The organism is Streptomyces sp. NPDC002838 (assembly GCF_040295365.1).
Lineage (GTDB): Bacteria > Actinomycetota > Actinomycetes > Streptomycetales > Streptomycetaceae > Streptomyces.
In genome coordinates this window covers 58,442-71,410 of sequence record NZ_JBEOVF010000036.1, presented here as the reverse complement: position 1 = coordinate 71,410, position 12,969 = coordinate 58,442, and the positions used below count along the sequence as shown (strand labels likewise).

Sequence of the window (12,969 nt, the reverse complement as noted above, 5' to 3'; positions counted from 1 at the left end):
AGGTTTTGTCCGCATAAGCATCCGAACCCCTGCTGACGAGGCGGCCGCAGCCGACCGCGTGGGCGAGACTCCCGGGAAGGCGCTACGTGGTACCCAACGGCTGTGACCGCTCGCTGCGGCGTCCGATGCGGCGGAGGTGGCTGCAGGCACTGACCGCGGGTCTTGTCCTGGCGACCGCTTCCGGCTGCGAATACACATGGCAGGACTTCCCCCGGCTGGGGATGCCCACCCCGGTCACGGAAGAGGCGCCGCGGATCCTTTCCCTGTGGCAGGGCTCGTGGGCGGCCGCGCTCGCCGTCGGTGCCCTGGTGTGGGGACTGATCCTGTGGGCGGTCATCTTTCACCGGCGCACCAGGACCAAGATCGAGGTTCCCCCGCAGACCCGGTACAACATGCCCATCGAGGCGCTGTACACCGTGGTCCCGCTGCTCATCGTCTCCGTCCTGTTCTACTTCACGGCCCGCGACGAGTCCGAGCTCCTCGAACTCTCCGAAAAGCCGGCTCACACCATCGGCGTGGTCGGCTTCCAGTGGAGCTGGGCCTTCAACTACATCGAGAACGTGGACGGCAGAACCGACACGGGCGACGCGAAAGCCGACCCGGACCTGGGAGTCGTTCCGGACAGGTACCGCAGGGCCTTCCCCGAGGGTGCCGAGGGTGTCTACGACGTCGGCACCCCTGCCACCCGCAACCCGCAGACCGGCAACCCCGGCCCGACGCTGTGGCTGCCGAAGGGCGAGAAGGTCCGCTTCGTCCTTTCCTCCCGGGACGTCATCCATTCCTTCTGGGTGTTGCCGTTCCTGATGAAGCAGGATGTCTTCCCCGGCCACAACGTCAACGCCTTCGAGGCGACGCCCAGCCGGGAGGGCACCTTCCGGGGTAAGTGCGCCGAGTTGTGCGGCGTCGACCACGCCCGGATGCTCTTCAACGTCAAGGTCGTCTCCCCGGAGCGCTACCAGCAGCACCTGAAGGAGCTGGCCGCGCAGGGACAGGGCGGCTACCTCCCGGCGGGTATCGAGATCACCGACCCGGCCAGAAACACCGAGCCACGCAAGCTGTGAGGAGCGACAGAGCAGCGGGTTCGCCCGTTGTCCTGCCGTTTCCGCTGGCCAGGGCGGGGGACTCGCCATGTGTGGTCGCGTATGGAGCGGAGCAGCGGGTGCGCGTTCCCGCGCTTCGCGCCGGCTGGCTGAGGCAGACATTCGTCCACTGGCCCTTCCCACCGGACGATGTCCAGGCGCTGCTGCCCGAGGAACTGGTGGTGGACGAGTACGAGGGTGCGGCGTGGGTGGGTCTCACCCCCTTCGTCATGGCCGACGTGCGCCCTCCCGGCGTACCCGCCGCGCTGCCAGGTCTCCCGACGTTCGCGGAGACCAACCTGCGGACCTACGTCCGGCACCGGAACGGGCGGGACGGGCTCTGGTTCCTGTCCATCGAGGTGGCCTGCCCGCTGATGCTGGCGGCTCGGGCAGTCGGCGCGCCGTACAACCCCGGCACCTTGCGCGTTTCCGTGAACCGGGATGCCGTCTCCTACACGGGTTCGAGGTGGGGCGGTGGAGCCTCCTACCGCCTGGTCGTCCGCCCCGGCGGCCCGGTCACACCCACCGAGCGGGACGTATGGCTCACCTCGCGCTGGCGGGCGTACACACGTCGGCTCGGCAGGCTCTGGGTGACACCTGTCGAGCACGAACCCTGGCCGCTGGCGGATGCCGCCGTCGACGTACTCGAGGAGACGCTGACCACCGCGGCGGGCCTCCCCGCGCCCACGGCTCAGCCCCTGGTGCACTTCTCGGAAGGGGTCCGGCATGTACGGCTCGGGCCTTCCAGGCCTTGTGCCCCAGGTCCGGGTCCTTCCTGACCCCGGCTCGGGAGCAGGGGGATGAGCCGGAGGCTCGGCCCCGCCGGACGGCCGCCGCGGCTGCGCTTCGACGGCTGGATCGCGGGCATGGGCACCTCCTCCGGGACGCGCCTGGTGCTGGGCCACTGGCAGCGGTCGCCGTTCGGGCCGTTCAGCGACGTGATGATCGAGCGGGCCGGCGGGGAACGGCTGCTGCTGGCCCCCTCGCACCGGACGGCGGCCTTCGTCAGCGGCACGTACAGCTTCGACACGGTGCATGTCGTGCCGGTCGACGTGAGCGTCTCGGACGACACCTGGTCCGTCGGCGCAGGGCCGCTCAGTCTGCGCTTCACCACCGGCCGCCGAGGGATTCTGGGGCTCGTGCCACGGGCCGTGCCGGACGTACTCGCCGCCCGTCCGGCATGGGCCGCGCTGACGGACCTGCCCGCCCGCCTGCTGCCGGCCGACGTGCGGACCCGCGGCAGTGCCGATTCGGGCCGCCGCGAGTGGTACGGCGTGCGGGATCTGCGGCCGGTCGGCGCGGTGTCGGCGGTCTTCGAGGGCCATGACCTCGGTGTCGTGGCGCCCGTCGAACCGCCCGTACGTTTCGGGTTCGGTTCGGTGCCCCGGAAACCCACCCTCACGCGGGTCACGACGACGGTGGAGCTGCGCGCGTGACCCTGCGGTTGACCGGCCGCCGCGCGGCGCCGCCGTCGGCGCATCCGCCGGTCAGGAGTGGGTGACCTCGATGCCGGAGATGCGGACCTCGCCGTAGTTCTTGTCGGCGCACGGATCGGAGTTGTCGCAGTTGGCCTGCGTATAGGCGCCCGCCTTGAAGTAGTTGGTGTCGCCGTCGTGGGAGATCGTGGTCTCCAGCTTCCCGTTGTAGTACACGTCGATCTCGCCGTCCTCCGCCACGAACTTGGCCTCGAACTCGGTGCCCAGTTCGTAGTCGTCGGTGACGAGGTGGTGGTGGCGGTCGTCGCCGTCGGTGATGTAGAGGCTGCTGCCTTCGAGGCGGAAGACCGTGACGTCGTCGTCCCCGCCGTGGACCTGCGCGCCGACCAGGTGCGGCTTCTCCTCGGGCAGTGCCGTGAACGCCTCGGTGACCACGAGGGTGTGGGTGCCGTCCGTGGTGGACCAGGCGGCTTCGTCCTCGCCGTCGTCGGTCATCTCCCGCAGCTCGGCGCGCGGGTAGCTGGAACCTCCCGTCGTCACACCGTTGACGGCGGCCCGGAACCGGACCGCGTCGCAGGCGCCGTGGGCCTGGAACCAGGGAGCCGCGGAGAAGGTCGCCAGCTCGGGCTGGGTGATCTCGGTGGGATCCTCGTCCTCGCCGGTGGGCAGGGTCAGCTTCCAGTTGGTCAGGTCGAGGACCTCGGACGGGTACGCGCACCGGGCTGCCGCCCGCTCGTGCGCGGCCGGAGTGGCGGCCTGGGCGGACAGCGTGAGCACGGCGGTCGAAACAACCGCGGTGACGCCCGCCAGCACGCAGGTGCGGGTGCTTGGCATGGAGGGTTTCCTCCCTGTCGGGGGTTCGGTTCGGGCCGCGGTGAACCGTAGTCGTCGTTGTCGGGACCGGTCCCGGAACCTTGGAGCGATACGCATGAGTCATGAGTGCGACTGATGAAGACTCTGGGTAGACACTGCGTACGGTCGCCGTACGCAGTAGGTTCGATCCGCGCGCGGCCCGTGGGCCGTGTGCGTTCTGGACTCGAACGAGGGGGAAGTTCCGTTGCGTTCCGGGGACGAGTTCGCCGGCCGCTATGTCCTCAAGGAGGTCATCGGCGCGGGGCGAAGCGGCAACGTGTGGCTGGCCCACGACACCGTGGTGGGGCAGGACGTCGCGCTGAAACCGGAGCGGATCGAGGGCGACCGCCAGACCGCGGTACGGCGACTGCTGGGCGAGCCGCGGGCCATGGCCAAGTTCCGCGACCATCCCCACGTCGTGACCCTGTACGACGTCGTGACCGTGCCGCAGGACGGGAACGGCGGCGGGGACAGGCACGGGGACGGGGAGGGCGCGGACACGTACTGGTTCGTCATGGAGTACGTGCCCGGCGGCGGCCTGGACCGGCAGCCGCCGATGTCTCCGCTCCGGGCGGCCCGTATCGGTGCCCAACTCGCCGAGGCCCTCGCCGCCTTGCATGAGGCGGGCATCGTCCACTGCGACGTCAAGCCCGCCAACATCGGCCTGTCGCGGCGCGGTACCGGGAAGTTACTGGACTTCGGCGCCGCCTACCGGGTCGGCGGCACCGAGACCATCACGGCCAACGGCCCGTTCAGCTTCACCCCGGACTACGCCGCCCCCGAGCTGGCCCGGGGCAACGTCCCCCGGCCGGCCTCGGACGTGTTCTGCCTCGCCACCACCCTCCACGCCCTGGTCACCGGCTCACCACCGCGCGGCGGCGAGACCGAGAAGGACGGTGACCCCAGCAGGAAGGGGGAGGACGCCGAGCGCCTCAGGTACTGGAAGGCCGAGCAGGGCGTCGTCGAGATCGACGCCGCCGCCGTAGGCCCCCTGGCCCCCGTGCTCACCGCCATGCTGCAACGCGATCCGCGCCAGCGCCCCGACGCGGCCGAGGTCAGACAGCTCCTGGAAGCCATCACCGGACCCGAGCCGACGACCCGCCAGGGCACGTCCGCCCGGCGCCCGCGAAGGCACCGGCGGCTGCTCGCCGCGGTCCTCGGCCTCAGCGCCGCACTGGCCCTGGGGCTCGTCGCCCTGCCGGACCAGGCCGACGGCGACGGCGACGGCGGCGGCGGCGGCGGCGGCGGGCAAGCCACCCACGAGTCCGACCGGAGCCGGCTCGATGAAGACACCTCGATCGCCAAGCAGTCGGCTCTGATCGGGGATCCGCACACCGCCGACCTGTGCGCCCTGGCCGACCCCACCTCTCTCGGCCGGTTCGGTGAGGCCCAAGTGGACGCGGAATACGGGAACTTCGACCGCTGCGACGTACTCATCCGCCCCGACGACAAGACCCGTATCGACGTGTCGATCCGCTTCCGCCGGGGCTCTCCGCCCGAGACGTCGGAACCCGCTCGCACCATCGGGGAGATCGGCATCCTGGAGGATCCGCCGGAGAGCGACGAATGCGGGCTGGCCCTGCTGCCGCCCGTCGGCGATGTCAACGGCATCCTCGTCGGGATCCGCGTCAACGTCGAGGACGGCTCCGTGGCGGGCGGCACCGCGACGCTCTGCACGATCGCCGACGCGGCCGCCCGAAGCGCCGCCGAGGTCCTCAACCAGGGCCCGCTCCCCCGCCGTTCCACGCCCTATCCGGACGCGTCGCTGGCCTGGGTGAACGCCTGCGAGCTGCTCGACGCCAAGGCGCTGTCCGTCATCCCCGGCATCAGGGCCGCCGCGCCGGAAGTCGGCGTCGGGAACTGGGACTGCGAATGGTTCAGCGACGTCGACGACCTGGAGACCGAGGTGAGCTTCTACCGCGATCAGGTGTCCGCGGAGTACGGCGCCCCCATCCGGCTCAGCGGCTACGACGCCTTCGTCGTCCCCGAACGCAACGGCGAGGACACCTGCACGGTCTTCGTGAAGTACCGCGAGTACGGCGACAACAACGCCGAGACGGCCGCCGAAATGCTGCGCCTGTACGTCGGCGGGCAGCGCCCCATGGACGAGCTCTGCGACATGGCCACCGAACTCACGGCCTCCGCCGCCGCCGAACTACCCGCGCCACCCGCACGCTGACACACGGGCAGGGCGGCGACCCGGGGCGCCTGGGTCCCGGTGATGTCGCGGTGCTGTGCGGGGGCGCGCCGTATGTGCTCGCGCGGCCCGGCGAGGATGCCGCCGTCCAGATACCTGCCGGCGGCCGGGGTTCGTGGCGAGGCGGCGGCAGGTTGCCGCCACCGCCGCCGTCAGGTCGGCGCGTTCGCCGGGCGGCGCCCACAGTTCGGCGATGTTCGCGGCGAGTGTCAGGTACGGCTCGATCACGGCGTCGGACGTCTCGGCCGCCAGGACCGCGGTGAGGCACCGTCCGGCTTCCGCCGCCGTGGCCTCGCCGGTCGTCAGCATGTCCCACACGGTGGCCGCGGCCACGCCCCGGGAGATGGCTGTGGGCAGCTGTGACGCCGTACGGAAGAGGGCGTCCCTGGTCGTGGGGTCCGGGCGGGTCGTGGCGAAGGTCAGGTCGTCGTCGTTGATCAGCAGGACTTCCGCAGCAGGCGGGAGGCCGGTGACCGGGGTGCGGGTCTGTGTCACCTCTACCCGCACCAGCGCCCTGCGTTCCAGGGCTTCGCCATTGCCGCCGTACGCGCCCACCGCCAGCACCTGCGGCCGCGGGGTGTCGGCGGCCACCAGCGTGACCGTCTCGCCGTCACGCTCCAGTGAGAAGCGGTCGGTGCCCGCCGTCTCGAGCCACGCCGTGCGCCAGGCGTCCAGGTCGCGTTCGCCGGCCTCGGAGAGGGCGTCGATCAGGTCCTGGAGTGTGGTGTTGCCCCATGCGTGGCGGGCGAAGTAGGCGGTCATGCCGGGTCTGAAGCGCTCTTCGCCTACGTACGCACGAACACCTGGTCGTACTTGCGCTGCGGGAACGGCATCGCGAAGGCCTCGCCGAAGAAGGCGAGGCCCTGGCTGGTGAGGGTGAAGATCTCGTCGGCGTCGCGGTCGAGGATCGGGGCGAGGGAGCGACGGGCGTAGAGGCCGAGGTCGTGGTCGTCGGCCTCGCGGCGGATCTCGTGGAAGGGGCCCGCGTTGACGACGGTGTTGTACGTCGACAGGGGCGGGGTGTCCGGGAAGGTCCAGCGGCGGGCCGAGTCCAGCTCCTCGACGCGCGGGTCGCCGGAGTTGCTGGTGACGGTCCATGCGGGCGGGGCCGTGACGGTGAACGCGTGCGGGGCCTTCAGGTCGGGTTGGTCGAAGCACGCCCAGACGAACCTGGCCTCGTCCGGTTCGAAGCTCATCCACACGTAGACCTCGCCGTCCGCGGGGTCGATCGCCTTGTGCACCCCCTCGCCCGTGGCCGTGTCGGCCTGGACGCTCTCCACACGCAGCACGTTGTGCTCGGCCAGGGCGGTGAGGGGGATACGGCCGTCACCGGTGGGGGTGAGGGCGGTGCCGTTCAGCGTGGCGCTCCGCACCTGTGCCGCGCAGTCCACGAAGGTCTCCGCGCCCGGCTCGTGGCAGGTGAAGGTCACGGTGGAGACGCATCGGACGTCCGGGCCGTCGGGCAGGGCGGTGAGGTCGATGTCCACGTCGTACCGCTCGACCGTCAGCAGCGCGGCCCGTCGCTCCGCTTCGGTACGGGTCAGGCTTCGGATCCCCATGCGTCCTCCCTCGGCAGACAGCGGACGTCAGCGTACGACGGAGATCGCCGGTGACCGCAGGGGTTTTTCGGGGACCCCAATGACCGGCCATGGACAGACGGCTCGGCTGTTCAGGCTCTTCAACTGTTGTGTGCTACCGAGGTCCACCCCCTCACCCCGAGGTTCGGACCCCACCGTGACGGCACACGGCCACGCCGCGCCCGAAAAGCCTGAAACCCTCAGGCACACACAGAGTTTCCGAGACGCTCCTACCGGACTCTTACTCGCGTCACGACTCCAACCCCATGCCAGATGGTTAGGTTTGCCTACGCTAAGCCCACCTTGGCCCGAATGTGGCCCTGCCGTGGCATGCCGAGGGGAGTTCTCTGGTGTGGGACAACGCGCTGCCGAGTTTTTTGATCGGGCTGCGTGAGGGGCTGGAAGCCGGGCTGATCGTTTCGGTGTTGGTGGCCACTCTGGTGCGGGCCGGTCAGCGGGCGCGGCTGCCGCATGTGTGGACCGGGGTGCTTGCCGCCGTGGGTGTGTCCATGGGGTTTGGGGCGGTGCTGACCTTTACCTCCGCCGGGCTTTCCGGGCAGGCTCAGGAGGCTTTCGGCGGTGTGCTCAGTGTTGTCGCCGTCGCCTTTGTCACCGCCATGGTGTTCTGGATGCGCCGGTCGGCGCGGAGTTTCTCCGGGGAGATCAAGGAGAAGGTCACCGACGCCCTGGGTGCCGGGCCGGGTACGGGCACGGGCGCGGGGTTGCTGGTCGTCATCTCCTTCCTCGCCGTTGGGCGTGAAGGGCTGGAGACTGCCCTGTTTCTTTGGACCACGGGGCAGGCCGCCGGGGAGTCCGCCGGGCCGCTCGTCGGGGCGGGGGCCGGGCTGGTGTTGGCCGGTGGGGTTTGTTGGGGGCTGTATCGGCGTGTGCTTCGCCTGAATCTGACTCGGTTCTTTACCTTCACCGGCGTCGCGCTCATCGTGATCGCGGCCGGGGTGCTCGGTTATGGGATGCGCGATCTGCAGGAAGGCGGCTTGCTGCCGGGCTCGGCTGCTTACGCCTTCGATTGGTCGGGGAGTATCGGTTCCGGGTCCTGGTACGCCACGTTGGCCAGCGGCACGCTCAACCTGACCCCGCAGATGACCTGGCTTCAGGTCACGGCCTACGGCTCCTATCTCGCCGTGGTCCTGGCGTTGTTCGTGCGGGGAGTGCGGGGAGTCCGCGGAGTGCGTGCCGCACGCCTGCCTGCTGCGGCTCCGTCCACCCCGGCGCCCGCCCCCGTACCCGAACCGCCCGCCCCGCGACGCCTGCCCCGCTGGGTAGTCCCCACAGCCGCCCTCGCCGTCCCCGCCCTCCTCGCCGGCGTCCTCGTGGCCGTCAGCGGCGGCAAACCCCCCGCCACCACCGTCACCGTCTCGCCCGCCGACTGCGGCAAGGGATTCGCCGCCCCGAAGCCCGGCCGCCGGTCCTTCCAGGTGCGCAACACCGGCCGGAGCACCGTCGAGGCGTACCTGATCGATCCGGCCACGGCCGCCGTCTACGGCGAGGTGGAGGGCATCGCTCCCGGCACCACCCGCACTCTCACCGCCACGATCGGCAGCGGGAGTTACGCCTGGCGCTGCGTGCCGGCCAGTGGCGGCGCCGTCACCTCCGCCGCCGTCCGGGTCACGGGCGGCGGTGCGGAGACGGCCGTACTCCCCGTGAGCGAGAAGGATCTCGCCGCTCCGCTCGCCTCCTACCGTGCCTACGTCCAGAAAGGGTTGACCCTCCTGCTGGCCCAGACCCGGACCCTTCAGCACGACATCGAGGCCGGGCACCTCCACCGCGCCCGCGAGGACTGGCTTGCGGCGCACGAGGAGTACGCCTCGCTCGGGGCCGCCTACGGCACGTTCGGGGACTTCGACTCGGAGATCAACGGAACTACGGCCGGGCTGCCCCACGGCGTCAAGGACGCCGGGTTCACCGGATTCCATCGCGTCGAGTACGGGTTGTGGCACGGTGAGTCGGCCGTATCCCTCCGCATCCCCGCCGAGCGGCTCGCCTCCGACGTCGCCGGGCTGCGGAAGGACTTCCCGCACCAGGACTTCGACCCGGGCGATCTGCCGCTGCGTACCCACGAAATCCTTGAGGGCACCCTCCAGCAGGAGCTGACCGGCGCCACCGACTACGGCAGCGGCACCACCCTCGCCACCGCCGAGGCCAACATCAAGGGCACCCGGGTCCTGCTCGGGCTGTTGCGGCCGTTGATCGAGCGTCGCGACCCGAAAGTGCTTACGGCCGTGGACAGGTGGATGCGGCGTACCGAGCAGCTCGTGCTCTCCGCCCGCCACAAGGACGGCAGTTGGGCACCCGTCGACGGCCTGCCCGCCGCGACGCGCGAGCGGCTCGACGGGGCCATGGGGCAGCTGCTGGAGGAACTCGCCCCGATTCCTGACCTGTTGGAGATCCGCAGGGCCGCCTGAGTCCACGGCCCATCAGCACAGAGAGGACCCCACACCCATGACGTCCCAGCCGCCCGCCCCCACCCCGGGCCCCGAGGGCGCCGCCTGCCCCACCGGCCGTCGTACGTTCGTCAAGACCGCCCTCGTTGTCGGTGCGGCCGGGGCGGGCGGGTTCGCCGGGGCCGAGCTCACCGGCAGCGACACCGCCGCCGCCGCGGAAGGCGACGCAGCCACAGGCCCGGTGCCCTTTCACGGCGTCCACCAGGCCGGCATCACCACCCCGCAGCCGACCGCCGCCGCCTTCGTCTCCTTCGACGTCATCGCCGAGAACCGTGCCGAGCTGGCCGATCTGCTGCGCACCCTCACCGACCGGGCCCGCTTCCTGACCACCGGCGGCGCCCCAGAGGGCCTCGGCGTCGGGGCTCCTCCCTCCGACAGCGGTATCCTCGGCCCCGTCGTACCCGCCGACGGCCTGACCGTCACCGTCGGCCTCGGCGCATCTCTCTTCGACGACGACAACGGCGACCGCGGAAGCCGCGGCGACCGCTACGGCCTCGCCACCGCCAAACCACGGCATCTCACCCCGATGCGTACCTTCCCCAACGACGACCTCGACGCGGCCGAGTGCCACGGCGACCTGTCCCTCCAGATCTGCGCGGGCCACTCCGACACCGTGCTGCACGCGCTGCGCGACATCGCCCGGCACACCCGGGGCGCCATGCAGGTCAAGTGGCGTATCGACGGTTTCCAGAACCCCTCCCGGCCGTCCGGCGCGCAGCGCAACCTCCTCGGTTTCAAGGACGGCATCGCCAACCCCGACACCTCCTCCGCGCGCGAGATGAACAGGCTGGTGTGGGTGACCGGGGCCGACGGCGAGCCGTCCTGGGCGGTCGGGGGCAGCTACCAGGTGATCCGGATCATCCGGATGCGGGTGGAGTTCTGGGACCGGGTCTCGCTCACCGAGCAGGAGCAGATGATCGGCCGGCGCCGCGACACCGGCGCCCCGCTCGACGGTGGCCGCGAGACCGACACGCCCCACTACGCCAAGGACCCGCACGGCCAGGCGATCCCGCTCGACGCCCATATCCGCCTCGCCAACCCGCGTACCGCCGGGACGGACGCGTCGCGCATCCTGCGGCGCGGCTACAACTACGACCGGGGCGTCGACAAGGTCGGCAACCTCGACATGGGGCTGGTGTTCTGCTGCTACCAGCAGGACGTCAAGCGGCAGTTCGAGGCCACCCAGGAACGCCTCATCGACGAGCCCCTGGTCGACTACATCACCCCTACCGGCGGCGGCTACTTCTTCGCCCTGCCCGGCGCGCGCGACCGCTCCGACTGGTTCGGCCGCTCCCTGCTGCACGGCTGACCCCGCCGGTCAGCCGGTCAGCCGGTCACGCGGTTCAGGCCTCATGCCGGTCTCAGGCGTCCACCGCGGCGTCACAGGCGCGGCTGCGGGGTCCTCGGCCGCATCCGCGGCTGAGGACCCCGTGCGGCTGTCACCTATGGGTCACATCCGTCACATGTCGGTGGCGTCCACCACCGCACCGAGGTCGACGAACTTGAAGCCGGTCGCCGTCCGCGTGCCGCCCTCTCCGTCCGGCACCTCGGGGCTCTCCTGGCCGTCCTGGACGACGAGCAGGCCGCGCGGGTAGCGGGTGCCGAGCGGGGCGTTCAGTACGGCCGCTCCGTCGGACTCCTCCACGCTGTCGAGCGTGTCCGTCGCGGCGCCGATCCGGAAGCCGCCCTCGTACTCGTTGCTCTCGCTGACTTCGCGGTCGTACAGCGCGAACGTGTTGTCGCCCTGGCTGGAGGCGAGCAAGTAGCCGTCTCCGCCCTTCTCCTGATAGATCGTCAGACCCTCGACGTCGGCCGACAGCCGCGTGCCGCCGTAGCCGGGGTCGGCGCCCGGTGTGCACTCCTCGGTCGCCTCGTCGTACGTGCCCGGGACGCCGTACTCCCTGGTCCTGTCGATGAGCACCGGCTTGTTGGTGAGGTCGGCGCGCAGCCGCCAGATGCCGATGTCCTCCTGGCCGGCGTAGAGCGTGCCGGTGGCCGGGTCGACGACCATGCCCTCGATCTGCGGGAGCTCGCCGGGCTCCAGGCAGGGGGTCCAGGAGGTGCCGTTCGGCAGGCGGAAGGAGGAGGGGAGGTCGAGGGTGCGGACCTTGCGGTAGCCGACCGTGCCGTTCGCGGTGGGGACGAGCTCCAGCAGGGCGAGGCGGGTGCGCTCGCGTTGGCTCGCCAGCGCGTAGGTGCGGCCCGTGGACTTGTCCTTCCAGGTGGCGAGGCCGTACGCGGTGCGCTGGTCGTTGATCTCGGTCTGGTCGGCGGAGAAGACGGGGGCGGCGGCCGGGTCGGTGATGTCGGTCAGCGGGCCGCCGGGGCGGGACGGGTCGATGCGGTAGATCCGCAGGCGGTCGTTGCCGCGGTCGCTCACCACGGCCACGTCGGCGAGGCCGGTCGAGGTGCGCTGGCCGGAGACGAGGTCGACGTTGTTGAAGCGGCCCGGGGCGTCGTCCTCGGCCGGAGGCTTCGGGGCGGCCGGCGACTGCACGAGGCGGGCGTCCAGGTCGTAGACGCGCAGGCCGCCCTCCTTGGCGGTGGCGACGACGAGGCTGCGGGCCGGGTCGGCGGGGTTGCGCCAGATCGCCGGGTCGTCGGCGTCGGAGTTGCCGCCGGCCTCATCGTCGTAGAGGGCGGCGCTCTCGCTGGTGGCGGTCACCGTCGGCAGGTCGGCCGCCCCGGCCGGGGAGGCTGCGAGGAGGGTGGCCAGCGCGGTGCCCGAGGCGGCGAGGACTGCGGCTCTGCGCGCGGTGCGGGACGTTCTCACAGGGGCTTCCTTACGGTCGAGGGTCGAGGGTCGAGGACGCGCGGGCGGCACGCAGATGGTGCGGGGGGAAGGTTGCCTTCAGGAGGACGTGATCTGTACATGCCGCCACGGGATGTACGACAGTGCGACGGGGTGTACGAGAGTGGGATGGGGTGCACGAGAGTGGGATGGGGCCGTACGGCAGCGCGAGGGGGCGTACGACAGTGCGTCAGTGTCGTACGGAGTACGGAGTGTCGTCCGGATCGCGCAGTCAAGCTGCACGCCGCCGCATTGCGGCGCATGGTGGTGGCATGGATGAGCACCCGCCCGTGATCGTGCTCCCGCCCTCACCGGACGGTGGGCGGGAGGTGACGATCCACGGCGAGCGCGCGGGCACCGCGTACAGCCTGTTCGACGTGATGGAGTACCTGCACCGCGCGGGCCTGCCCGCCGAGGACATGGCCGTCGACGACCCCGAGCTGATCGAGTGGCGCGGGGGTGGGCCGTACGACTGGAACGGCAGTGGGTAGCCGCCGGCCGCCGGAACGACAGCGCATAGCCGCCGGCCGCCGCAGGAGCACCCTCAGCCCTCCTCAGCCGCCCCACGCCCGAAT

General features: G+C 71.1%; 11 protein-coding genes. 7 read left to right on the top strand and 4 right to left on the bottom strand.

The features are described from left to right. Positions 1-86: 86 nt before the first annotated feature. From ctaC to ABT063_RS35385, 3 genes are all read left to right on the top strand, one after another. Positions 87-1,061 carry an aa3-type cytochrome oxidase subunit II gene (ctaC, locus tag ABT063_RS35395; protein WP_351064209.1) on the top strand — a complete coding sequence of 325 codons (975 nt, stop codon included), beginning with the start codon at positions 87-89 and terminating at the stop codon, positions 1,059-1,061. A gap of 98 nt (positions 1,062-1,159) precedes the next feature. After that, positions 1,160-1,858, top strand: coding sequence for a YqjF family protein (locus ABT063_RS35390; protein ID WP_351064207.1), 699 nt, complete (start codon positions 1,160-1,162; stop codon positions 1,856-1,858). A 21-nt stretch (positions 1,859-1,879) separates the two neighbouring features. Next, entirely contained in the window at positions 1,880-2,515 is a 636-nt protein-coding gene (locus ABT063_RS35385; protein WP_351064205.1) for a hypothetical protein, read from the top strand. Positions 2,516-2,566: 51 nt separating this feature from the next. Here ABT063_RS35385 and ABT063_RS35380 read toward each other — a convergent pair whose 3' ends face one another. Then, positions 2,567-3,349 (bottom strand): polysaccharide lyase family 7 protein, encoded by a 783-nt coding sequence (locus ABT063_RS35380; RefSeq protein WP_351064203.1) that lies wholly within the window; start codon positions 3,347-3,349, stop codon positions 2,567-2,569. Between the two features lie 223 nt (positions 3,350-3,572). Here ABT063_RS35380 and ABT063_RS35375 point away from each other — a divergent pair, with 223 nt between their 5' ends. Then, positions 3,573-5,546 carry a serine/threonine-protein kinase gene (locus tag ABT063_RS35375; protein WP_351064201.1) on the top strand — a complete coding sequence of 658 codons (1,974 nt, stop codon included), beginning with the start codon at positions 3,573-3,575 and terminating at the stop codon, positions 5,544-5,546. On the opposite strand, the gene ABT063_RS35370 is transcribed toward ABT063_RS35375, so the two are convergent. Beyond that, the gene (locus ABT063_RS35370) at positions 5,523-6,326 is read right to left on the bottom strand and encodes a M1 family aminopeptidase (RefSeq protein WP_351064199.1); all 804 of its coding nucleotides are present in this window, start codon (positions 6,324-6,326) and stop codon (positions 5,523-5,525) included. The two genes, ABT063_RS35375 and ABT063_RS35370, sit on opposite strands and share 24 nt — an antisense overlap. 23 nt (positions 6,327-6,349) lie before the next feature. Further along, the gene (locus tag ABT063_RS35365; RefSeq protein ID WP_351064197.1) at positions 6,350-7,123 is read right to left on the bottom strand and encodes a M1 family aminopeptidase; all 774 of its coding nucleotides are present in this window, start codon (positions 7,121-7,123) and stop codon (positions 6,350-6,352) included. Between the two features lie 368 nt (positions 7,124-7,491). On the opposite strand from ABT063_RS35365, the gene efeU reads away from it, so the two are divergent. After that, entirely contained in the window at positions 7,492-9,564 is a 2,073-nt protein-coding gene (gene efeU, locus ABT063_RS35360) for an iron uptake transporter permease EfeU (RefSeq protein ID WP_351064195.1), read from the top strand. 37 nt (positions 9,565-9,601) lie between these two features. After that, complete coding sequence (gene efeB, locus ABT063_RS35355) at positions 9,602-10,912, top strand: iron uptake transporter deferrochelatase/peroxidase subunit (protein ID WP_351064193.1); 1,311 nt, start codon at positions 9,602-9,604, stop codon at positions 10,910-10,912. A 150-nt stretch (positions 10,913-11,062) separates the two neighbouring features. Here the strand turns inward: efeB and ABT063_RS35350 are convergent, their stop codons facing one another. Continuing rightward, complete coding sequence (locus ABT063_RS35350; RefSeq protein WP_351064192.1) at positions 11,063-12,376, bottom strand: phytase; 1,314 nt, start codon at positions 12,374-12,376, stop codon at positions 11,063-11,065. Between the two features lie 290 nt (positions 12,377-12,666). Between ABT063_RS35350 and ABT063_RS35345 the strand changes: the two genes are divergently transcribed. After that, entirely contained in the window at positions 12,667-12,885 is a 219-nt protein-coding gene (locus ABT063_RS35345; protein WP_351064191.1) for a hypothetical protein, read from the top strand. Positions 12,886-12,969: the final 84 nt, after the last annotated feature.